The 22694-nt window shown below is 42.0% G+C and carries 21 protein-coding genes; 20 read left to right on the forward strand and 1 reads right to left on the reverse strand.

Annotated elements, in window-relative coordinates; all coding sequences use genetic code 11:
* Positions 1–160: 160 nt before the first annotated feature.
* From ABEQ74_RS11725 to ABEQ74_RS11765, 9 genes are all read left to right on the forward strand, one after another.
* Complete coding sequence (locus ABEQ74_RS11725) at positions 161–1090, forward strand: chlorophyllase/cutinase-like alpha/beta fold protein (RefSeq protein WP_430122361.1); 930 nt, start codon at positions 161–163, stop codon at positions 1088–1090.
* A 171-nt stretch (positions 1091–1261) separates the two neighbouring features.
* A complete protein-coding gene (locus ABEQ74_RS11730) occupies positions 1262–2758 on the forward strand; it encodes a spore germination protein (protein WP_430122566.1) in 1497 nt (498 codons plus the stop codon).
* 3 nt (positions 2759–2761) lie between these two features.
* Positions 2762–3856: a GerAB/ArcD/ProY family transporter gene (locus ABEQ74_RS11735; RefSeq protein WP_430122362.1), complete on the forward strand. Its 1095-nt coding sequence runs from the start codon at positions 2762–2764 to the stop codon at positions 3854–3856.
* Positions 3853–4980 carry a Ger(x)C family spore germination protein gene (locus ABEQ74_RS11740; protein WP_430122363.1) on the forward strand — a complete coding sequence of 376 codons (1128 nt, stop codon included), beginning with the start codon at positions 3853–3855 and terminating at the stop codon, positions 4978–4980. Before ABEQ74_RS11735 ends, ABEQ74_RS11740 begins: the two co-directional genes overlap by 4 nt.
* A 69-nt stretch (positions 4981–5049) precedes the next feature.
* A complete protein-coding gene (locus ABEQ74_RS11745; protein ID WP_430122364.1) occupies positions 5050–5727 on the forward strand; it encodes a response regulator transcription factor in 678 nt (225 codons plus the stop codon).
* On the forward strand, positions 5724–6734 hold the full coding sequence (locus ABEQ74_RS11750; RefSeq protein WP_430122365.1) for a sensor histidine kinase: 1011 nt from the start codon (positions 5724–5726) through the stop codon (positions 6732–6734). Before ABEQ74_RS11745 ends, ABEQ74_RS11750 begins: the two co-directional genes overlap by 4 nt.
* 89 nt (positions 6735–6823) lie before the next feature.
* A complete protein-coding gene (locus ABEQ74_RS11755) occupies positions 6824–7546 on the forward strand; it encodes an ABC transporter ATP-binding protein (RefSeq protein WP_430122366.1) in 723 nt (240 codons plus the stop codon).
* A complete protein-coding gene (locus ABEQ74_RS11760; protein ID WP_430122367.1) occupies positions 7543–8328 on the forward strand; it encodes an ABC transporter permease in 786 nt (261 codons plus the stop codon). Before ABEQ74_RS11755 ends, ABEQ74_RS11760 begins: the two co-directional genes overlap by 4 nt.
* Positions 8325–9083: an ABC transporter permease gene (locus ABEQ74_RS11765; protein ID WP_430122368.1), complete on the forward strand. Its 759-nt coding sequence runs from the start codon at positions 8325–8327 to the stop codon at positions 9081–9083. Before ABEQ74_RS11760 ends, ABEQ74_RS11765 begins: the two co-directional genes overlap by 4 nt.
* A 97-nt stretch (positions 9084–9180) precedes the next feature.
* Here ABEQ74_RS11765 and ABEQ74_RS11770 read toward each other — a convergent pair whose 3' ends face one another.
* Complete coding sequence (locus ABEQ74_RS11770; RefSeq protein ID WP_430122369.1) at positions 9181–9756, reverse strand: TetR/AcrR family transcriptional regulator; 576 nt, start codon at positions 9754–9756, stop codon at positions 9181–9183.
* A 196-nt stretch (positions 9757–9952) separates the two neighbouring features.
* Between ABEQ74_RS11770 and ABEQ74_RS11775 the strand changes: the two genes are divergently transcribed.
* From ABEQ74_RS11775 to ABEQ74_RS11825, 11 genes are all read left to right on the forward strand, one after another.
* Positions 9953–10888, forward strand: coding sequence for a ketopantoate reductase family protein (locus ABEQ74_RS11775; RefSeq protein WP_430122370.1), 936 nt, complete (start codon positions 9953–9955; stop codon positions 10886–10888).
* A gap of 110 nt (positions 10889–10998) precedes the next feature.
* Positions 10999–12087: a stalk domain-containing protein gene (locus tag ABEQ74_RS11780; RefSeq protein ID WP_430122371.1), complete on the forward strand. Its 1089-nt coding sequence runs from the start codon at positions 10999–11001 to the stop codon at positions 12085–12087.
* A 714-nt stretch (positions 12088–12801) separates the two neighbouring features.
* On the forward strand, positions 12802–13125 hold the full coding sequence (locus ABEQ74_RS11785) for an ArsR/SmtB family transcription factor (RefSeq protein WP_430122372.1): 324 nt from the start codon (positions 12802–12804) through the stop codon (positions 13123–13125).
* Between the two features lie 96 nt (positions 13126–13221).
* Positions 13222–14223 carry an NADP-dependent oxidoreductase gene (locus ABEQ74_RS11790; RefSeq protein WP_430122373.1) on the forward strand — a complete coding sequence of 334 codons (1002 nt, stop codon included), beginning with the start codon at positions 13222–13224 and terminating at the stop codon, positions 14221–14223.
* A gap of 494 nt (positions 14224–14717) precedes the next feature.
* Positions 14718–15083, forward strand: a complete 366-nt coding sequence (locus ABEQ74_RS11795) for a winged helix-turn-helix transcriptional regulator (RefSeq protein WP_430122374.1) — start codon at positions 14718–14720, stop codon at positions 15081–15083.
* A gap of 514 nt (positions 15084–15597) precedes the next feature.
* Positions 15598–16296: a response regulator gene (locus ABEQ74_RS11800; protein WP_430122375.1), complete on the forward strand. Its 699-nt coding sequence runs from the start codon at positions 15598–15600 to the stop codon at positions 16294–16296.
* A 2-nt stretch (positions 16297–16298) separates the two neighbouring features.
* Positions 16299–17768 (forward strand): ATP-binding protein, encoded by a 1470-nt coding sequence (locus tag ABEQ74_RS11805; RefSeq protein WP_430122376.1) that lies wholly within the window; start codon positions 16299–16301, stop codon positions 17766–17768.
* On the forward strand, positions 17761–18900 hold the full coding sequence (locus ABEQ74_RS11810; RefSeq protein WP_430122377.1) for a hypothetical protein: 1140 nt from the start codon (positions 17761–17763) through the stop codon (positions 18898–18900). Before ABEQ74_RS11805 ends, ABEQ74_RS11810 begins: the two co-directional genes overlap by 8 nt.
* 181 nt (positions 18901–19081) lie before the next feature.
* Positions 19082–20893, forward strand: a complete 1812-nt coding sequence (locus ABEQ74_RS11815; protein WP_430122378.1) for an acyltransferase family protein — start codon at positions 19082–19084, stop codon at positions 20891–20893.
* Between the two features lie 45 nt (positions 20894–20938).
* Positions 20939–21631, forward strand: coding sequence for an SGNH/GDSL hydrolase family protein (locus tag ABEQ74_RS11820; RefSeq protein WP_430122379.1), 693 nt, complete (start codon positions 20939–20941; stop codon positions 21629–21631).
* A 41-nt stretch (positions 21632–21672) separates the two neighbouring features.
* Positions 21673–22665: an LCP family protein gene (locus tag ABEQ74_RS11825; RefSeq protein WP_430122380.1), complete on the forward strand. Its 993-nt coding sequence runs from the start codon at positions 21673–21675 to the stop codon at positions 22663–22665.
* Positions 22666–22694 lie beyond the last annotated feature (29 nt).

Genomic DNA, 22694 nt, shown 5'->3' on the forward strand with positions numbered 1-22694 from the left:
TTCGTTTGTGTTATTAATGAAATCCCATGAGGTGCCTGTGTTTGAATCTATGGGTAAGTAAATGAAACATAACTACATCTTTTACGTATATTCAATCAGATTCATACTTCAACAGAAAATACGATAGAGAAATCTATAGACTATCGTAGAGGTCACGCGTATGACGGTTTTGATAAAACGAAAGTGGATTTTATGGTTGTCAGCTTTAGTCCTTATCGTTGCAGTCCCAATAACCATTTTCATGCAAATCATCATTCATTCTAATGTACCGGAACTTGCAGAAGGAAGCATTGAGCAGCGGTATGCACAGAAAGGAAGCTATCATGTAAAGGTAGAAGAAGTTAAGAGTATGAACGGGGGGGCATTATTTAGAATATACTACCCAGCATTTCAAGAAGAAGAATCCTATCCTATTATTTCATGGGGGAATGGAACAGATGCCACGCCAGATCGTTATGATGGGATCTTAACTCATCTTGCAAGCTGGGGATTCATCGTAATAGATTCCTACAGCAAAACAACAGGAACAGGCAAAGAAATTATGGAGGCTATTGAATATTTGAAAAATGAAAACGAGCAAGCAAACAGCTTGTTTTATCAAAAAATACAAATGGACCAAATTGGTGTAGCTGGACATTCTCAAGGGTCTACAGGCGCCATTAATGCTCATACCAACTATATAAAAGGATCGTTGATTAAGACGGTTGTATCCATTGCTCTCCCGGATTTGAAGCATTGTGATCCAAAAGATGTGTACGATACAGCACGTATTACAGTTCCTTTTCTCATTATGGGCGGTACACGAGATTTTCTAATCTCACCAGTATCAACGAATCAATTGGCCTTGCAAAGTACTAACGCAAGCACGCCTGTTATGATGGGGATGGCAAAAGGTGCAGCTCATACAGCGATCGAAGGTAATGGTGGTAATCATAGGGGGTACTTGACGGCTTGGATGAGATATTGGCTGCTTGATGATCAGGAAGCCATGAAGGCATTTCATGGGGTTTCTTCCGAGATGATGCATAATACAAATTGGGTGAATGTTATACAAGCAAATATGGATGATAAAAAATTCGTGCATCCATAACCATAACACTGAAATTATTATTCTAACAAATATGTTTATGAAGTAGCACCCTAGCGGGTGCTTTTTCTGTGCCTTCATAAGAGATATTACCGTAATGAAACTAGGAAATGCATATCAACGCCCAAAATCGTCATAATAAGGAAAACATGCGGGGATGAAGGGGGCAAATGGATAGTGAAGGAGCGATCAGCCAATTTCGGGCAAGGGGAACACATTACCACACACATAAAAGAATCTATAGACAGAATTGAAGAAGACTTCAGTGACACACCCGACTTGATCATACGTAAGCTGCATATTAAACAAACTGGGGAAGAAGCGGCTCTCGTATACATGGACGAATTAACCGACAAGACTTGTCTCAATCAAGACGTTCTCGCACCGCTTCAACTTGAATCGGGGAACCCTTCCGGAGACTTCGTCACAAATGTAGGTTATGTAATACCGGAGTCCAAGTGGGATGTGCTCAAGCTGAACATTATGCTCGGTAACAGCTTGCTCTTCATCGAAGGCCGATCCACTGCTTCTATATTGGATACGAAGGGACTGCCAAAGCGCGCGATTGAAGATCCGCAGCAGGAGCCCTCACTGAAAGGTGCACATCAAGGATTCATTGAAATCGGCTCTCAGAATATTGCCATGATCCGTCGTTATATCCCGGATAAAGAGCTGAAGCTGCGGCGTTATATCGTTGGGAAAAGGGGACAAACGGCGGTTTCTTTGGTTTATTTGGAAGATGTTGTAGAGCCAGAGATTATTCAGGTGTTCGAGGAACGAATACTAGCCATTGATGTAGATGCCATTATTAATACAGGTGAGCTGGCAGAATTCATTGAAGACCAGCCCCTTGCACTATTTCCACAGATCCTTACGACCGAAAGGCCGGACACGGCAGCTTCTCATATATTACAAGGCCGCTGCGTCGTTGTCGTTGACGGTTCGCCCAGTGTTTTGGTAGCGCCTGTAACTTTCATGTCTTTTTTTCAAACTGTGGATGATTACAGCTCTCGCTGGTCGATATCGTCTTTCCTTCGCATTCTGCGAATATTTGCGTTTTTTATCGCTATCTTTTTGCCCGGATTTTATATATCGGTCATCTCCTATCATTTTGAAATCATACCCATGAAACTGCTGCTGACACTTGGCGAATCACGGGGACAAGTTCCGTTTCCTCCATTCGTGGAGGCGATTATTATGGAAATTACCCTTGAGATGTTACGGGAAGCGGGAGTTCGGCTTCCTGCGCCGATCGGACAGACTGTAGGGATCGTCGGCGGTATCGTGATCGGACAGGCTGTAGTGCAAGCAGGGCTGATCAGCAATGTCATGGTGATCGTAGTTGCTTTTACGGCCATCTCCTCTTTTATTATCCCGAATCAAGACATGATGGCTGCGGTCCGTATCATGCGGTTCATGATCATGGTTCTTGCGACTTGGTTCGGTTTCATTGGCCTGGTCGTTGGCATGATGACCATCACGGCGAGACTCATTACGCTGAATTCGCTGGATACCTCCTACAGTACACCGCTTGCACCATTTAAAGCTCCAGACTGGAAGGATACCTTTCTGCGCATGCCGCTTTGGCTGATGTCCAACCGTCCCTTAAGTACAAGAACAATCCAAGAAAGACGACAAGGAAGGAACCGAGGCTGGAAGGAGAAGAAATAAGAGATGAAGACGACTCGTCCGGTATCCACGCTACAATTCACACTGATGGTTTCGGCTTTTCAAATCAGCGTAGCCTTTCTATCCCTCCCTCGAGAACTGGCTAGGCAAGCGGGAACGGATGGTTGGATCGCGATTTTTTTTGGCTGGGGAATGGCAACATTGGCATCCGTAGCGCTCGTTAAGTTGATGAAGAACAGTCCAAACGGTTCGATACTAGAGTTGATACAGCGTTATATGGGAGTCTGGGCATCTAAAATGGCTGCTTTCATATTTATGGCCTATTATTTGTTACTGGCTTATGACGGCTTTATGATCGCTTCGCTTGTCATGAAACTTTGGTTATTGCCCAGCACGTATATCTATGTTATAGTACTGCTCCTGCTCATACCTACGTATCAAATTGCCCAGCATGGGTTTCAGGCAATCGGACGGTATTGTGAAATTGTAACGCTTATCTCCATATGGATTCCTTTCGTTTATTTGTCTACGCTTCGCCATGCTCGCTGGCTCTATTTGCTGCCTGTCTTAAAAGAGGGCTGGCTTCCGGTGCTTTCAACCGTAAAAATCATTTTCTTTCCGATGCTGGGCATCGGTCTCGTGTTCTTTATTTACCCCCATCTCGTTAATAAAGAAAAAGCTTTGAAAGCTATGGTGATATCGAATACGCTCACTTGCCTTGTATATTTGGGTATTACTCTTGTGTGTTTTGTGTATTTCAGTCCTGATGAAATCGGCGAATTCAATGATCCTGTTATCAGCATCATGAAGTCGATCGAACTTCAGTTTATCGAGCGGGTGGAAGTTCCATTCATTGCATTTTATCTGTTTGTGTTCTCTTGCGTATGGATCCCTTCCATGCATCTTGTATCCATGAATTCGGCATGGCTATTAGGAAGGGGTGGAGAAAGAGGGAGTCTTGTTGTGTGGTGTTTCGCAGTTGCGGTTAGTTTTTTCATCTATAAGCCCAGCTTTATCGATGCTGCTCGAGTTAATAACTTCCTAAGCCTCACTGGTTTTGTGATGGAATTTGCTTTGCCTGTATGCCTTCTTCTGTATATGGCCATCGCCAAAAAGGTAAGAGGGGGGAGGCGATCATGAGATGGTTCAAAAAATTCTCTGCTGTCGTAATGAGCTGCACGCTGCTGCTTGCACTGATAAGCTGCAGCAGTGACAAAAACAATCTTGAAGATGCAACTGTACCTTTAGCCCTCGGTCTGGACGTCATAGACGGAAAGCTTCATTATTATTTGTCAGCACCGGTATTCAGCAAAGACATTAAGAAGAAAAGTCGGGAAGGGGAAGGAATAGCAGAAGGTTTAAGACAGGCAAGAAATCAGGAAGACGCCCAGTTTCCGGGGACCGTTGCCTTTCGCAATTACCAGGTGATCATTGTGGGGAAGAAGCTGCTTCAATATAAGGATTGGTTTAAAGTGCTGGATGTTACGTTCCGCGACCCTCGCAATACGATCACTGACCGCGTCATTGCTTATGATGGTCCCGTTACCGATATCATTCATTTTCAAGCAAAGGATCAGCCAACGACTTCTGTGTTTTTAAGAGGGCTGATCGATTCGGGAAGCAGAAGGTCAACAACGGTAAAAACGACGGAGCAAGAGCTTCATAGACAATTGCATGACCGTGCAATAACCCCTGCCATCTCGGAGATCATGATTGAGAATGGTAAGATATTGCTCAAGGGCACGACGCTGCTATCTCAAGAAGGCCAGTACCGGGATTCGCTAAGCTATCAAGAAACCTCACTTCTGCAAATTTTAAAGAAAGAATCTAAACCCGGAGTCAGCCTCACTTTTCCTATAGAGGGGATGCAGGAACGGTTGCCTTTTAACACCGATTTGGTGAGTTTTAGCATAGGGAACATTTCTGTGAAGATTAAAACTTCATATGAAGATGGCAGGTTCCACTACAACATTAAGATCAACTCGTTTGTCAGCATTACCGAAAAGTTTCTTGAATATGAGCTTCTGGAGAATTCCGAGAAAATGGCGAGTGATTTAAGCGACGAAATGAAGAAAAGCATTGAGAAACTCATCGGTAAATTTCAGCAGCACAAAATTGACCCGGTAGGCTTCGGCCTGTATGCAAGAGCATATCATTATCCTATATACAAGGCCGCCCAGGATAACTGGGTGGAAGAGCTCGCCCGAGCTAAATTTCAAGTAGAGGTTAACCTTCGAATCGGCGCAACTGGGGCAGTAGAATAGGGAAACCATTTTTTTAATTGTGTGTTAATCTGTCTAATAGTGAACTCTATTTAGAGAGAGGGATGTTACTTGAAAAGAAGCGTGTTATATATTGAAGATAATGAAAAGATAGGCAGTTGGGTAAAAGAAGAATTGGAACAGCGAGGATATTCGGTTCAGTGGCTGCTTTCTGGTGAAGGAGCCGAAAATGAAGTAAATCAGCATAATGTCGTTATTTTGGATATCATGTTACCCGGTTTAGACGGATTTACGGTGGGGAAACGATTAAAAAAGGCAGCTCCTGCTGTTCCTATCTTGCTGTTATCTGCTCGAACATCGATTGATGACAAGGTAGATGGTTTACAATTTGCTGATGACTATGTAACGAAACCATTCCATACGGATGAATTGGTTGCAAGATTGGAAGTGTTAATCCGTCGAAGGGGTGGAACACATTCCGAACGTATTTCACTAGGAAATCAGATTGAAGTAGACCCGGAAGCCCAAATGGTATATGACAAACGCACAGGCGAAGAAATTATACTAACAGGGAAACAGCATCAAATCTTAATGTACTTCTTACGACACCCTAATCAAGTTTTGCCAAAAGAACAAATTTATGAAGCGATTTGGAACGAAACCTACATAACAGGTGATAAAACACTGATGGTACATATCCACAGGCTGCGCCAAAAGCTGGAACGTCATCCAGATTCCCCGGAGATTATTGAAACGTTGAAGGGAATAGGCTATCGGGTGAAACTATGAAACAGAATAGATCATTATTTCGTCGTTTTCTGAAAGTACATTTTCTATTTATCTTTTTTCCTCCAATGATACTCATTATCTTCAGTGCATTTATTGGATTTTCTGAAATCCATAAAAAAGATCTAAATACGTTAAATTTGTTCTACGTTACCGTGCTATTTTTTGGTTTTATTCTGATCGCATTCGTTATCTTATCTTGGCTGTTCTTTTTGAAACTTCGTAAACGTCTCATCAGCTTACAGGAAGTCATGTCATTTTCAGCTAAGAATACCTCATTTCCTAAACCCATATCTGTTCAAGCGGATCGTATGGATGAGATAGACCAGTTAGGAAGTTCTTTTAATTGGATGATTCAGCAGCTGGAAGGCAGCCGCAAACGAGCATATGAAGAGGAATTGTTACGACATCGGCTCATTGCGAATTTATCTCACGATTTACGAACGCCACTTACCATTTTAAGAGGACATGTTACCAGATTAAATCACGAATCCTTGAGTCAAGAAGGACAAAACTCCTTAACAGAGATCAACCATACGATTTCACGAGTCGGGGACCTAATGGATGATTTACTTACCTATACATTGCTTACATCGGGGAAACATCCTTTTGTACCCGTTTCAACAGATATTGGACGCTTAGTTAGAGCATCTGTTGCTGCGTGGTACCCCGTATTTGAAGAAAAAGAAATTCAACTCGATGTTGATTTACCAGGAGACGCAACTTTTTATTGGGAAGCAGACCCTCAATGGATGACTCGGATTCTGGATAATTTATTTCAGAATATTCTGCGTCATGCAGCAGAGGGGAAATACGCAAACATTGTGGTGGATGTAGAAAAAGAACAGATCATTGTTGCAGACAGAGGTCCAGGTATGGATAACTCCTCCTATGATCGTGGGGCAGGGATTGGCTTATCGACTTGTCATTATATGTTACAAAAAATGAAACTCAAGGCTGATTTTACATCAAATGAAAATGGCACGAGAGTAGTTATTGGTAAATCGTGATCGTAACCTGAAATTAACCCAGAAGTAAACAGTATGATAACCGGTATGTAACTTTGTACCTTTATAATGAAAGCCATATCAGAAAGGAAGTGATATGGTTGCTTACAATAAATAACTTAGTCAAACATCGCGGAGCTCAAGAAATCTTATCAGGTATTAGCTTTAAAGCCAGACCAGGAAGAGTAACTGGTTTTTTAGGTCCGAATGGGGCAGGTAAAAGCTCTACGCTTCGCATTCTGCTTGGATTAGATCGAGCCACCTCAGGAAGTGCACTCATTAATGGCAAGCCATATGCAGAATTACATAATCCTCTAGTAACAGTAGGTGCTGCACTTGATGGGTCTGGAGCTCATCGTATGCGAACAGGACGGGCACATTTGCGTTGGATTGCTCGTGCCGCAGGATTGTCTAGCTCACGTGTCGAGGAAGTTCTGGAAATTGTAGGTCTTACTAATGCAGCCGGGAAAAGGGTTGGAAGTTATTCACTTGGTATGGGGAGAAGACTTGGAATGGCAGCTGCACTTCTTGGTGATCCCAAAATCTTAATCTTGGATGAACCCGTAAATGGGCTAGACCCCCAAGGAATTCGCTGGATTCGGACATTCTTACGTGAACGTGCTGCGTCTGGTAACACGGTGCTGCTATCCAGTCATCTCATGGGAGAGCTTGCAGAGACTATTGACGATGCGGTGATTATTAATCATGGAAAAATCGTTGCAGATGGAACATTGGAAGAAATCATAAGTAACCATTCGACGCTGGAGGAAGCCTTTTTTGCCCTGACATCTGAACATGCAGGTGACGTTGTATGAGAGCATTCAACGCAGAATTATCTAAATTGTTCTCTCTTCCAAGCATTTGGCTTGCCTTTCTTATTGGAGCATTTGCCCCTGCTGTTTTTGCAGCCTTGGACAGTTTAGCACAAAAAGAAGAGATCATAGCTGGAGTTAGCACACGGCTATCGGAAGTTGGCTATATTGGACTTGGTTTTGGTGTACAAGGTGTCATCATCCTTGGTGTGCTTGCGGTTAGCAGTGAGTATCTGACGGAGAGCAGTGAGTCGGGTGGAGGACAACAGATTACAACAAGTTTAACTGTTGTGAAGTCCCGGTTTCATTTTTTGTTGGCAAAAGCAGGCGTGGTGACAGTGATCAGCATACTGCTTTGTATTGTTGCTATGATAACCATTGTGCCAACAACGCATTATATACTTGGTGAGTATGCCCCTGCATTTGAATGGTCTAGACTGATCGGCGCCGTTTGTTACTGGGTATTTACTGCTCTTTTAGCATTTGGGATTACTTTACTCACTAAGAATGGCATCATCCCCCTAACAGTGCTCATGATAAATTCATCCGTTGTATCATTTAGTGTCCTGCTTTCTAAGATTTCTAAGTTGGCGTTTTACTTACCAGATCGTGCCGGCCTTGAAATGTTTATGTTTACGAGCGATAAATCTAACACTCCACCGACAGGCAGTTTATTCGATAGATTCCACACTCCGTTCACAGGCGGTTTGGTCATGTTTGCCTGGGTAGTCGTTATTTTCATTGTTGCAGCTATTATATTCCATAGAAGGGACGTTGCGTCATGAGTGTCTCATCTAGTAGAAAGATAATAAAAATTCTTCGTGCTGAAAAAGATAAATTAATTACATTGCCATGGATATGGATCACTCTGATGGGTACATTCATTCTCAATTTATTATTAGCTGCAGCTTTTACTTCTGCTGGTCTACAAGAGGAAGCAGGAACGCAGGGTATACTGAGTATAGGTCTTGCTTCTATGGGATATCTTCAAGCAGGGTTCATTATTCTTGGTATCTTAGCTGCTTGTTCGGAGTATACGGGTGGACAGATTCGAACGACTTTAACGACGATGCCTTGGCGCGGGTTTCAATTATCCACGAAGTATACGGCATTAGCAATAATCACCATTCCGGCGGCTTTTATTATTGCTGCATCAGGCGTGCTATATACTTTTGTAATGATGAGAGATACATCAGCAGGATTTGAAATAGACGCAATACTAGAAGGATTGGTAGGGGCAACAGGCTACCTAACATTAACCTCACTTCTCAGTACAGCTATGGGGTCTTTATTTAGACGAACCACTTCAGCTTTAGTTGTCCTGCTTGGTTATTATTTCGTTGTTAGTCCTTTAACTACAGATTTTCTGCCTAAATTTAGAAGCTTTTTTCCGGATACGGCAGGATCTTATATGTATATGCCACCTTCTCCTGATGGAACAAATGCCTTTACACCAATGCAAGGAACAGGGATTTTAATGTTATGGACACTGATATTAATTACTGCATCCATTGTATTGTACCGTAGGCGTGATGCCTAAGGTTTGCCTTAATTCTAAAACGAAAGCAGCCGACCTGAAGGATCGGCTGCTTTCGTTGTGTTAGCGGGCCAAATTAGATTTTTCATTTAAATATGAATCACTTACCATTACCAATCAACCCGAATAACAACAAACGGTTCAACTCGGCCATCTTTTCTTTATAGTTCCCTGATCTTGCCCATGATAATTGAAGTGTCCCAATCGCGTTTAACAAGTCGAGAACCGTCTCCAGAGAAATTGAAGAGTGAATAGCTCCATCTTGTTTCGCAAGTTCTATAAGCTCTTGAAGCATATGAATTCTAATTTTATTCGTATTTTCACTATATAGACTCGATAACACATGATCATCTACGGCGCCCGGAGAACCCAGCAATTGATAGTCCTGATCGGAGCAGATATTAAAGATATGAATGATTTTGTCCTTGAAATCAATGTCTTGGCTCATGATCTCCTCTGCCATACGAAGGGTATCCTGCATTAAAACGTTTGCGCATTCCTTGACAATCCCCTCCTTGTTTTCGAAGTAGTTATATAGTGATACGGAAGATACACCGGACTCAGCAGCGATATCTTTTATGCTGACATGAACAAACCCTTTTTCTTTAAAGAGCTTTAATGCCGCATTAACAACAGCGGTTTTCTTTTTTTGCGTCCTTATTTCGAATTTATTCACTACACATTCCTCCGTCTCGTATCCCTTATACAGTCAATATAGCACAATTCAAAAATGTTTTTAAATTTAACACCGGAAAATTAAAAAAATATTGACGAATCATTTGGATGGAGGATAAAATCAAATCAAATAATTTTTAAATATGTTGTGCATATATTTAAAAACTTTTATGAAAAACCAAATTGGAGGAATACATATGAGAATACTGGTATACGGAGCAGGGGTATTGGGTAGTTATTTAGCTCACGAGTTAGTACGTGGAGGCAACGAAGTCACAATGTTAGCCAGAGGACGGAGGGCGGATGAGTTACAACAGGACGGTAATGTGATCCGTCATTACTTTCAACTCCGAACCACGATCGATAAAGTAAACGTGATTCGTGAATTGAAGCCGAAGGATGTTTATGATCTTATCTTTGTCGTAATGAAATATCCGGATTTCGACGCAGTTCTTCCTGTTCTTGCAGAAAATCAAAGTAAATATATTATTATTATGGGCAATAATGCAAGCCCCATTGAAATGCGAAATTATTTGGAATCCAATAGCCCCGTAGAGAAAAAGGTTGCCTTTGCTTTTCAGGAGCTTGCCGGTTGGAGAGAGAACGGTCGGGTAAACTGCTTGCACGGTCCAAAGGTAAAATTGATTCTCGGCGGACTGGGAGAACAGCTAAACTGGAGATCGCTTATTGACCAAGCATTAAAATCCACCAAATATACAACGATCACCTATGCAAATATGGATGAATGGCTAAAAAGTCATTTCGTGATGATCTTGCCTTTGAATCACATTGCAGTCTCGTATAATGGGGACCTGCGCAAAGCAGCCAAAGACAAGAGGCTGCTTAATTACGTCATTGATGCAATAGATGAAGGTCATAATGTGTTGGTGAAAAACGGTTATTCAATTACACCTGCAAACCAACAAAAATTTGTCCGAAAATATCGCAAGGTGATTTACATTGCGCTCAAAATTTTACTAGCAACCCAAATCGGCAGAATTACGCTAAGCAATAAAGCGGTTTCTGCCAACGAAATGGCTGCGTTGTACCAAGCATTTTCTGACTTAAAGATAAGAGCGAACGTGGCCACACCCAATTGGGATACACTCATCAATTACACCCCGCTGCAATAATAAATCAAGTTAGATAGGAACTATTAGCCATCGCTAGGTGGCTGCAACTCTTTTTCAGTTATAACGTCAATATCATTAGACACCAGTAGAAAAGGAGAGAAATGAGCGAAATGAACAAGGTTTTTTCAAGTCTAGTATTAGTAATGATATTATTGGTTAGCTCACCAGGAGAAGCATCTATGGAGCAGGCTTCCCGAGATGTAAGTTTCCAGGACGAACAGTTGGAGCAAGCAATAAGAGAAGTATTAAATAAAGATAAAGATGCGGACATTACGCAAAAAGAGATGGAATCATTAACCGTTGTTGATCTTTCTAATCGAGGAATTAAGAACCTTCAAGGTTTGCAATATGCTTCAAATTTGACGAACCTTGACTTGTCCAACAATAAAATTGTCGACCTCAAGCCACTCAAATCATTAACAAACATTCGCAACCTTGACATCGGAAGTAACCGAATTTCGAATCTCAGTCCGCTTGAAGGGATGACGTTAATGAGAATTCTTTACGCGGAGAACAATCAGATTAAGAAACTTGATCCACTGAAAAAAATGTCAAACCTGTCTTCCTTGAATCTAAACTCTAATTTGGTTTACAATCTTGAACCCTTAAAGTCCCTAGACGAACTTAATTACTTATACTTATCGGATAACCGTGTATGGAACTTGGATCCCATTCGAAATCATGCATTTGATACCCATTATGACACCGGTGCGCTAAGATACGCATTACAATTAAACGGAAACTACTTGGATGTACGAAGTGCGACCAAAACGTATCAACTACTTAATAAGCTTGGTGGGGAAGCTTACCCCAAATCTCAACGGAAAGCCCAGCGATTAGTGATGGGGAGTAAAACGGCCTTCATAGGGGAAAGCTCCTTTGCACTTAACGCGGCCCCGTTTATTGCATCGAGTCGAACGTATGTCCCAATTCGATTTGTATCAGAGCGATTGGGATCGAAGGTAACATGGAACCAAAGCAAACAAGAGGTAACGATCAGCAAAGACAACACTACGATCCGCTGGAAAGTGAATGAAAAGAAAGCAAACGTAAATGGTAAAACAATCTCGTTTGATGCGCCATTACTGTTGAAGAAGAACAGTTCTTTTGTACCTGTACGCTTCGTGTCCGAGCTGCTGGGATCTCCCGTAGAATATATGACGAATCCCCAAACTGTTTTGATATTCGAAAATAAATAGCTTTATTAAGTACTTCATGAACCCTCCTGCATAATTTGCTGGAGGGTTTTGTTATAGACTTTATTTTGCTGAAAGTATAAAGGGATGTGATTGTCACTTTCTTTAAGCTAACGGGCGGGTTAGCAAAATATCTAAATTTCCAAAAAAGGTAGGCATCTGTACAATCAAGTGGTTATTCACCTACATAGGATAATTTAAAATTTCATGTCAAATACTGAAAATCTTCCGCAAGGAGTGATGTTATGGCTCATATGGGAAACAACAACTCCATGAGACAACCACCGCTGTCTCCGCCCTCATTCATCCCGCCGAAACCCGCTGTTTCTTATATCATCGACTGTGTTTACCAGTATACCTATGTTTGGCTTAGGTCTGGTGAGAACTTCTGGTTTTATCCGACATATGTCGATATGGAGGGGGTTGCAGGGTATAGGTGGAGCGGTTCATACTGGTACTTCTATGGTATTGATCCGCGTTTTATTGATGCTGTATCGTGCCCTCCGATTCCTACCCTTTACTGAGCAACCAAAAAACAGAGTGCAGGTGGTTATGTTCACTCACCGCACTCTGTTCGTAATATTAGCACAAACTCGAATGTAAAATGTAAGCCAGGCAGGTGTTTACGAGATAAGCTGTTTTCGTTTGAATTTATAAAGCATATATTTTATAATTATGTTTAAATGATTAAACGAATGAACGGAAAGGGTGGATCGCATGAGCCAGCGAACCGAGCAAGTTCTGCAACAATTCAAAGAGTCGATCCCGCTGTTGGAAGTGCTGACCGATGAAAACCGTCAAGCTATTATTATGGTGCTGGCACAGAACAAATCGGGACTTAATGTAAATGCGATAGCAAGCCATATAAATTTATCCAGACCGGCTGTCTCCCATCATCTGAAGGTGCTGAAACAGTCCGGTTTTATTCAATCCGAGAAAAAGGGCGTCGAAAATTATTATGTATTGACTGTCCGCAAACCGCTCGAACAACTCAAAACCTTGATTACTGCCATTGAAGCAGAGTGCACGTGGCCTCAGTGATTACCCAAAGGCTTACATGGAATACTGTAGAGAAGATTATTTTTGCTCAATTGGTTCATTTGTTTAAACCAATAACCATAATAGGAGTGATACTAAATGAAAGCAATAACGATTGAAAAATACGGTAAAAATGTCCCCTACGTCATGACTGATCAACCAGTGCCTCAAATCGGTGAATATGATGTGTTAGTGGAGATACATGCAGCCAGCTTAAATCCAATCGACTATAAAATTAAAGAGGGGAAAGTAAAACTCCTGTTGGATTACAAGTTCCCTCTAATCTTAGGCAATGATTTCTCCGGCGTCATCGTTAAAGTTGGCGAGAGGGTGAATGCATTTAAACCGGGTGATGAAGTTTATGGCAGACCACGAAAGAGTCGCATCGGCACATTGGCGGAATACATTGCTGTACACGAGGAAGATATTTGGTTAAAGCCGCAGAATCTGAACTTTGAAGAAGCTGCATCTATTCCATTGGTCGGACTTACGACTTACCAAGCCTTTACCGATATTCTGCATCTCCAAAAGGGCCAAAAAATTCTGATTCACGCAGGTTCAGGAGGCGTGGGAACGTTCGCCATTCAACTGGCCAAATGGATGGGAGCTTTTGTTGCAACAACAGCAAGCGATAAAGGATATGAACTGGTCAAATCGTTGGGCGCAGATCTGATCATTAATTATAAGAAAGAAAACTTTGAAGAATTGCTGTCTGGATATGACGCTGTTTTTGATACTCTGGGAGGAGCGGCTTTAGAAAAATCGTTCCGTGTCCTGAAGCCAGGGGGACAAATCGTATCCGTCTCTGGCTTGCCAAACGCAAGATTTGGGAAAGAAGCAAAGTTGGGTTGGATGAAAACGGCTATTCTGTCTATCGTGAGCCGTAAGATCACAGCGCTCGAGAAGAAGTACCATGCAACATATCATTTCCTTTTTATGAAGCCGAGTGGAAGACAATTAAGGGTTCTAAAAGAATTCATTGAAGGCGGCCACATTAAGCCCGTTATTGATAAGATGTATCATTTGGATCAGACGGTGCAAGCGTTCTCGTATCTGCAAGGCGGAAGTGCCAAAGGTAAGGTTGTAATTAAAATAAAGTAACTACGCTTCATAAATTACAAGCCATTTGTCATCATCTTGGATTACCGACAATTCATAAACAGGAGAATTTCACAGCCCGCAAATTCATTCATCTGCGCTTCTAGATTGGCAGACGAACGCTGCATTGCTTTTCCTAATGATTCAGATACCATATTATGACAAACTCACCAACCTCACAAATATTGGTAAGTGTATCCTTAATTGTGCCAGCCCTTTCTCCTACACCGGGTCCAATAGAAAGTAATAATGTCGGTGGGGTACGAGAGGCAATTGTAAAAAAACTAAAGGGAGCTAAATTAAGAATCCCTTCTTTACTTTTAGAGGAAACCCACGCGATTGGTCTAGGTACAACCGAACCAATCATTAACTTATACATTTCTTGCTCGTTTAAATCGGTTTTATATTTATGTACTCTGTTAAGAGTAGACACGTGCTTTAAGAATAATAAAGTACGCACTTTGAAGTGCGTACTTACATTTAGGGAAGTGATCTTGATGACCAATGATTCCGAACTTAGTGGAAAACATAACCTCCTGACTCCATTTGACTACACGTTAACCGTTTTGGGCGGAAAGTGGAAAATGAAAATCATGTATCAAATAGCATGCCAAAAATTTTTACGCTACGGTGAACTCAAGAGAAGTATTTTAGGAATCACACATAAGGTGTTGAGTTCTCAATTGAAAGAGCTAGAAGAAAGCGGGAGCATCAAAAGGGTGGAGTACTCAGAAACACCACTAAAAGTGGAATATTCTTTAACTCCAAAGGGTAAAACTCTCATGCCAATCCTTGAAGAAATGTGCAAATGGGGGCTGCAATATCTCTCCGATGAACAGAGAATAGATTTATCATTAAATTAATTACACATCATTCTAAATTGAACTTCTGGAGAATGTTAGTTGAAAACAGTATGGAGCAGTTTGCCTCTTGGCAGCTGCTCCTTTTTAGGTAACGGTACCACGTTTCCGAATATTATATTATTTGGGAATGAGATTAATCGGGTGCTATGTTTTACTGTGAAGGGAGAATGATTAATAGTTATAGATTCAATGAAGAGGGATCATATTACCACACTCAGAAGAAAAGTGTCGAGGGACAAGAACATGGTCGTAATGAAAGTTGCTAAATTGAACTGCACCCCAAATTGTTAGACACTCTCTAACAGCTGGATGTGCAGTTAAAACTTGCGTATTTTTTCTTTTATACTCCAAATTTCGGATTCTAAGTATAGTATACGAATTTACTTCGTTTGCCGAAAATTGAATGTTCGCAACCTTTTCATATTGATTTGATTAATCCTACACAAATCGTTAACATTAATAAACGATGCCGTGAACATTGCTCGCATCAGTAAGAAAAGAGGCGGAGAATACTATGAACAATGCAAAAATACTCATTATTGAAGATGATACTGCGATTGCTGATTTGCTTTCGTACGGCCTTACCAAGGAGGGCTTTCAAACGCGATCGGCTTCAAATGGAGCAGCGGGAATGAGCGAACTGCAGCAGTTTCAGCCTGACCTTTTGCTGCTTGACTGGATGTTGCCTGATCAAAGTGGACTGGATATATGTAAAAAGGTAACAGCAGATTATAACATACCGATTTTCATGATTACTGCGAAGTCCGATATCACTGATAAAATCCTGGGCCTTGAATTTGGCGCAGACGACTATATAACGAAGCCGTTCGACCTGCGCGAAGTTGTTGCTAGAATCCGGACGATTCTTCGCCGAATTGAGCAAGCAAATCACGGGGATAAAAACGGTTTTGAGAAAGATGTAATTCGTTTTCACAATGTTGAAATCAATCTCGGTGAACGATATGTGAAAATAAACAATCAAATCGTTGAACTAACTCCCAAAGAATATGATCTGCTCATAACACTGGTCAGAAATCCAGGGAGAACCTTTACGCGTTCCGAATTGCTTGACGTGGTATGGGGATATCATTTTGTAGGGGATACCCGCACAGTCGATACGCATATCCAACGACTTCGTAAAAAGCTCGAAGGAACCGAATGTATTGCGACGGTATTCGGGATCGGATACAAGTTTAAGAAAACAGGTGATTGAGCATGATACGCAGAATCAGCCTTAAATTCCTGCTCGGGTTTCTATTAATCTTCTCCATTTCTTTTATCGTGTTGAATCAAACGGTGAAGGAGTTCATTCGAACAAGCAATCAAAATCTGATTACGACCGAGTTGGTGGGGCTTAAAAACAACAGTAACGTATACGTCCGTCAAGCATTCCTGATTAATCACTTTTCGAATAATGAGCTGTATTTCGGAGAGATGGCCGAGGAACTGGGGAAGAACCTTTATCATGCCACTGGAAACAGCGTCGGCGTTTATACGGTACAGGGTGATTTGCTATTTTCTTCGGATAAATCCGCATTCTTGCAGCAGGAGAAACACGATTTGGAAGAAGCAATTAATGGCAAGACAGCATATAACATTCGTTATGATGAGAATCGGACATCCGTTTTGTTTTCTTATCCCGTTGTCATTGATGGATCCAAGGTCGGCATTTTGCGATTTTCTAAAGATTTCACCCTGCTGTACCAACAAAGTATTCGAATTTTGAATATTACGCTCTACATTACGTTGGCTATTTTCGCTGCAGCGTTTCTGTTTTCATACATTCTATCCAGGCATATCACGCTTCCGCTTGGTAAACTTGCCCGGGCCTCCTCTGAGGTTAAAAACGGAAATTTGGACGTTCGCATCCAGTTTAAACGAAAGGATGAAATCGGTCGACTTGCCGAAAATTTCAATGACATGATTGATCAAATCAGCCAACAGATCAACATCATCCGAAAGGATCGGGACCAACTCAAAGAGCTTCATGAGCAGGAAAAACGTTTCTTCGATAACATTACCCATGAACTCAAAACCCCGTTAACCTCAATCCTAGGGTATGCTGAGTTAATCAAGGCCAACGGTGAGCGTGATCCGAAGTTTTTTGAAAAGGGCACCAATCACATCATCGAAGAGAGCAAGCGTCTGCATACTATGGTATTGAAGTTGCTTGAAGTCTCGCGGCGTCAAGCGACGAATTACGAGCTGGAAGAAATTGAAGCAGGATCTGTCCTTCGGGATGTTTGTGATTCGATGGCCATTCGTGCAGGGCGATATAAAAAAAGCATTACGGTAAATATTGAGAACGAATTATACGTGTTGGCCGAGAAAGACAGAGTGCGTCAACTCTTTATTAACTTGCTGGACAATGCAATCAAATACAGTTGGGCTTTCTCCGAAATAACGGTAAAGGGTCTTCAAACCAATGGAAAAATCCGTTTCACGATTGACAATGAAAGTGACCCTATCGATGCAGATCAACTCTCTAAAATGTTTGAACCATTCTACTTGGTTCACTCCAAACATTCGGAAGAGGGCAGCGTCGGACTGGGGTTAAGTATCGTCAAGTCCATTGTTGATGAATTGGAGGGTTCGATCTCCATCGTAAACCAAGATAACCATACCACTGTTACCGTCGAATTTAACGGTCTGCAATTGACTAAGGGAGTGAAATCTCATGGCTAAAAAATATGGTGGATGGATGTTATGGATTCTTTTTCTACTCCTCCTTCTGTTGTCAGGCTGCAGTACCGGAGTACAAAGCGAAACCATTGTTATAACCGACAGCGAAGAGATGGAACAAGCCCCACAGGATTCAAGTCCAGTTCAGGTCAAAAGGATCTATCGCCTGCCAGATGAAAATGCTGATACGGGCCATTGGTTGGGTTGGTCCTCAACCGACTCGATCGTTGGTTCATTTAAGACTGTGGACCTGCCTGGACGTTTCATGTTAAAACGTTTGGCCTATCCGTTTGAACAAGGCGAAAACATTACGGAGATTAACATGAATAATTCCCGAATATCGCTTTCGCCAGACGGTAAACATGTCGCCGAAATGATCATGACCAGAAAAGAGGCAAGCTTGAAGGTCATTTCACTGAAGGATATTAAAGAAACAGAGATCGACAGGATCAGTACCAGCGGTCAGAAGTACTTGCAGGACATGTCCTGGTCAGACAACAGCCAATATATAAGTTGTTTGGTACTGGACTCGGTTGATAGCAACAAGAACAGCCTGCGGGTAATTGACACGAAATCAGGGGTTTCCAAACCCTACGCATTAAACGAATTCGAGAAAGGCGACTCACTGCTTAGCGTTCACGTATCTAATGATGGCCGCAGCGCATTGATTACGATGTATGCGTCCGATATACGCAAGACAACCATTGTGCTTGGCAAACTGGTAGATGATCACTTTGAAACCAAATATAAACGCCAAATTGGTGAAATTCAGGTTACCTGGATCGGGAACGATCAGTTTGCTTTTCTGGGAAGGGACGGCACACTGTACGAATACGATCTGCGAAACGGCGAACTGTCGGTTATTTTGGAAAAAGTGTATGCTTATGAATTTTCCCAGGACAAAAAAATTATTGCCTATTCGCTGCAAGATGAAGATGTTGTCTATGTCGGCAAAATGCAAGGGAGAAATGTGCTGTACAACAAGCCCGTATACCACGGTATTATCCCGATGAATATGAAATGGAATTCGGACAATACAAGTCTGTTCATTCAAGGGCCCAAGGCATTTGCGAATCCGAATATCATTCAAAATGACTACTCAAAAGGCCCTTCATTCATAATTGAACTTGAATAGTGTGACTTCATCCAAACACCCTCGTGACGGACCATTATCCGTAACAAGGGTGTTTTTCTTTGTCAACATGGATGTGTCCGTTGTGACAATTTGTTTACATCTTGATCAAACTTTGGCGACATTCACTGATTATATTAATTAAATGAGATATAGCCCATATACAGACAAGGAATGAAACATGATGAGTGGGAAATTGGATCAACCGATGAAGCGTTATATGCCTGGAATCGATGGTTTACGAGCCATTTCTGTCTTGGCTGTCATTGCTTACCATTTCGATTTGAAGTGGGCCCAAGGCGGATTACTGGGAGTAGGAGTATTTTTTGTCCTATCCGGTTACCTGATTACAGATCAGCTCCTTATGGAGTGGACAGTGAATAAACGCATATTGATTTGGAACTTTTGGATGAAAAGGTTTCGTAGATTGTTGCCTGCTATGTTAAGCATGCTTATTCTGGTTGCAGTGTGGTTAGTGGCTACGGAACCTACCAGACTCCTGTCACTAAAAGGAGACTTTATATCTTCTGTTTTTTACGTGAATAACTGGTTCCTCATATTTCATGAAGTTTCCTATTTTGAGAGTTTTGGTCCAGTTTCGCCTATTGGACATCTATGGTCGCTTTCCATCGAGGAACAGTTTTACGTTATTTGGCCCATCGCACTATTCATCGGCATAAGGTTTGCACCGCGGCGTGGAAAGTTATTGTTGTACTTGTTGGTATTAGTGTCTGTGTCCGCGATGGCGATGACTCTAATGTATGTGCCAGGAACTGATCCTAGCAGAGTTTATTACGGAACGGACACCAGGGCATTCGCCATACTGATTGGAGCTGCCTTGGCGGTCGGATGGCCGAGCTGGAAGCTGAGCGAGAAGACTTCACCTGCGGCGCGCATATCGCTTGATATGATTGGTGCGCTAGGATTGCTCGTTTTACTTATACTAATTCACCGTACGAATGAGTATGAGGATTCGTTGTACCAGTACGGTTTTCTCTCTTTGTCCCTGGTTACCGCCGTAATTATTGCAGTGTTGGTGCATCCGGGAAGCCATCTAGGCAAAATCTTGGGATGTCGACCACTAACTTGGCTCGGTAAGCATTCCTATAGTCTCTATATTTGGCACTATCCCGTCATTATCTTAATGCGGCCAGATGCAAATAGTGAAAGACTTGGATTTACAGAAATTTTACTGCAACTCGCCATTATTGTATTGTTGTCTGTCTTATCGTACAAGTACATTGAAGAACCGATTCGCAGGGGTAATTTCCGGGCTAAATGGCGTGTTATTCGGCGTCATGATCGGTTTAAACCAATGATCGGTTTGAGTGTAACGCTGATCTCCTTCTTCATCGCTCATTCCTGGATAACCAATGCAACCAAGGTTCAATCAGAAATGGCTCAACCGGCGAGCATTCAGAACACCGGGCTAAATGACGATCAGAAAATGACTGATCTTCATCAACCATTCACCAATGACAATCAGCAAACAAATCATGACGATGATTTCGTCAACTCTACTAATATAGGGAACAGCATCACACTTATCGGTGATTCTCTTACACTGGATGTGGATTCCTACGTGAAAGAGTTGCTTCCCGGTATTGTGGTTGACGGCTTGGTCGGCAGACAGATGTCCTGTGCTCAAGAGATAGTGGATGAACTACAGTTAAAAGGAAAATTAGGAGACCACATCATCATTGAACTGGGAACCAATGGGGTCTTTAACAAGAGTAAACTAAGATCCATGCTGGATTCTTTACAGGACAAGCAGCTTTACCTCGTAACTACACGGGTGTCCAAAAGTTGGCAGAATACGGTCAATGATGCTTTGAGAGAAGTTGCGAATGACTATCAGAATGTGAAAATTATAGATTGGTATTCTGCTAGTGAAAACAGGAGTGAATTTTTTGCTAAGGATGGTGTTCATCTAACCCCAGAGGGAGCTCGATTTTATGCGTCTCTACTGGTTGAACATCTCAAACAAAATGAATAGCTTACAATACCCAAGATATATGTGAATGAAAGGATGGAATGAAAAATGAAACAACGAAAAGCATTGATGGTGTGGGGGCTTGCTCTCCTGATTTTCGCCCTGGGATATCTCGGCTTCCACTCACAGGCCCCTGCTGATAGCGAACCAGAAAAAACAAGTATTCAATCTTTTGAATCATCCAAAGAGATTTCAATTCATACTCAGACTGAGCCAAAAAATGATATCCATTCATTGAAAGAGACTAAACATTCGGAATCAGCGTCTATCGACGGAGAAGGAGTTACGGTCATAGGAGATTCGGTCATCGTTGGAGTTGAGCCCTACCTGAAGGAGAAGCTCCCGAAGGTTACCGTTGATGGAAAAGTGGGCAGACAGATGTCCCAGGCCAGAAAATTAATTGAAGAATTAAGTGCACAGGGAAAATTGGGAGACCGCATCATTGTAGAACTTGGAACCAACGGTCCCTTCTCTAAAGATCAACTTCGTAGTTTGTTGACATCCCTTGCCAAAGCTAAACAAGTTTTGGTTGTAACAACCCGAGTTCCAAAAGGATGGCAAGATACCGTGAATTCTAACATCAAGGATGTTGTAGGTGATTTCGAAAATGCAAAAGTGGTGGATTGGTATGCAGCGAGCGAAGGGAAAGAAGATTATTTTTACAAAGACGGGGTGCATCTGAAGCCGGATGGTAGCCGATTTTATGCTTCACTTCTCATACAAGGCTTGCAGGAAAAATAAGTTGAATTTCTCTATTGAAGACGAAGGAAAGGAGTAACCATATGCCGCTAAAAAAGAAAAAAAAAGCAGCCATACTAATCATCATTTTACTTGCAGTAGTCGCTTTTGGACTTTATTATTTCTTGTCAATTTATAAAATCTTGGAAGGCTTAAATAAAACTTCGGATAACTCTCCTTTTTCTAAGGTGATGGCGAATGATGAGAAAGTCGTAGAACCTCCCAAGTGGTTAGGCACGGAGCCAGTCAATATTTTATTAATGGGAGTTGATGCTCGAGGAAGCACAAAAGGCGAGATTCCCAGATCTGACAGCATGATGGTGGTTTCCTTAGACCCTGTTCATAAGCGTATTCATGTATTCTCTATTCTCCGTGATACCTATACCGATATCCCGGATCATGGCAAGAACCGCATTAACACAGCGATAACGCACGGACCCAAGACGGCTATGAGTGCAGTAAGTGACTTGCTTGGTATTCCAATCCAATTTTATGTATACACAGACTTCCAGGGATTTATCAAACTTGTGGATGCTGTAGGGGGGATTGATTTTTATGTTGAGAAGGATATGAACTATGGTAGTATTGCCGACAAGCATGAGTACGATATCAACCTGAAAGAAGGAGAGCAGCATTTAGACGGGACCACTGCGCTTCAATATGTTCGTTTTCGTCATGATGCTCTGTCCGATTATGCTCGAACGAAACGCCAGCGCGATTTCATCAATGCCATCGTCGAAAAAATGAAAAGCGCGACATCTATCATGAAGCTGCCTTCCATACTAGAAGAAGTCAGTCCATATATTGATACGAATCTGTCGGTTGACGACATGTGGCAACTGGCATCGGTCGGATATAAGAGCAAGGTCGAGGCAAGTGAGCAAATCCCTCCGATGGAGTTGCTCAAAGAGACCTATGTTGGAAGTGCAGCAGTGCTGACCGTGTCAAGCAGCAATGATCTTAAGGAGTATGTCCGGAATATGATTGAAGCACATGAGCCAGATCCCGCTGAAGCTGGCGATGTAGAACAACAATAGTACATGAGGGACCAGAGGGATGGTAAAAT

This window comes from Paenibacillus solani (assembly GCF_050475945.1).
GTDB classification, from domain to species: Bacteria; Bacillota; Bacilli; order Paenibacillales; family Paenibacillaceae; genus Paenibacillus_AQ; species Paenibacillus_AQ solani_A.

Excerpts from the sequence above, each read along its gene's own strand:
- ABEQ74_RS11725 (WP_430122361.1), top strand. The coding sequence starts at position 161 with ATGACGGTTTTGATAAAACGAAAGTGGATTTTATGGTTGTCAGCTTTA.
- ABEQ74_RS11735 (WP_430122362.1), top strand. The coding sequence starts at position 2,762 with ATGAAGACGACTCGTCCGGTATCCACGCTACAATTCACACTGATGGTT.
- ABEQ74_RS11740 (WP_430122363.1), top strand. The coding sequence starts at position 3,853 with ATGAGATGGTTCAAAAAATTCTCTGCTGTCGTAATGAGCTGCACGCTG.
- ABEQ74_RS11750 (WP_430122365.1), top strand. The coding sequence starts at position 5,724 with ATGAAACAGAATAGATCATTATTTCGTCGTTTTCTGAAAGTACATTTT.
- ABEQ74_RS11760 (WP_430122367.1), top strand. The coding sequence starts at position 7,543 with ATGAGAGCATTCAACGCAGAATTATCTAAATTGTTCTCTCTTCCAAGC.
- ABEQ74_RS11765 (WP_430122368.1), top strand. The coding sequence starts at position 8,325 with ATGAGTGTCTCATCTAGTAGAAAGATAATAAAAATTCTTCGTGCTGAA.
- ABEQ74_RS11775 (WP_430122370.1), top strand. The coding sequence starts at position 9,953 with ATGAGAATACTGGTATACGGAGCAGGGGTATTGGGTAGTTATTTAGCT.
- ABEQ74_RS11780 (WP_430122371.1), top strand. The coding sequence starts at position 10,999 with ATGAACAAGGTTTTTTCAAGTCTAGTATTAGTAATGATATTATTGGTT.
- ABEQ74_RS11785 (WP_430122372.1), top strand. The coding sequence starts at position 12,802 with ATGAGCCAGCGAACCGAGCAAGTTCTGCAACAATTCAAAGAGTCGATC.
- ABEQ74_RS11790 (WP_430122373.1), top strand. The coding sequence starts at position 13,222 with ATGAAAGCAATAACGATTGAAAAATACGGTAAAAATGTCCCCTACGTC.
- ABEQ74_RS11795 (WP_430122374.1), top strand. The coding sequence starts at position 14,718 with ATGACCAATGATTCCGAACTTAGTGGAAAACATAACCTCCTGACTCCA.
- ABEQ74_RS11800 (WP_430122375.1), top strand. The coding sequence starts at position 15,598 with ATGAACAATGCAAAAATACTCATTATTGAAGATGATACTGCGATTGCT.
- ABEQ74_RS11805 (WP_430122376.1), top strand. The coding sequence starts at position 16,299 with ATGATACGCAGAATCAGCCTTAAATTCCTGCTCGGGTTTCTATTAATC.
- ABEQ74_RS11810 (WP_430122377.1), top strand. The coding sequence starts at position 17,761 with ATGGCTAAAAAATATGGTGGATGGATGTTATGGATTCTTTTTCTACTC.
- ABEQ74_RS11815 (WP_430122378.1), top strand. The coding sequence starts at position 19,082 with ATGAGTGGGAAATTGGATCAACCGATGAAGCGTTATATGCCTGGAATC.
- ABEQ74_RS11820 (WP_430122379.1), top strand. The coding sequence starts at position 20,939 with ATGAAACAACGAAAAGCATTGATGGTGTGGGGGCTTGCTCTCCTGATT.
- ABEQ74_RS11825 (WP_430122380.1), top strand. The coding sequence starts at position 21,673 with ATGCCGCTAAAAAAGAAAAAAAAAGCAGCCATACTAATCATCATTTTA.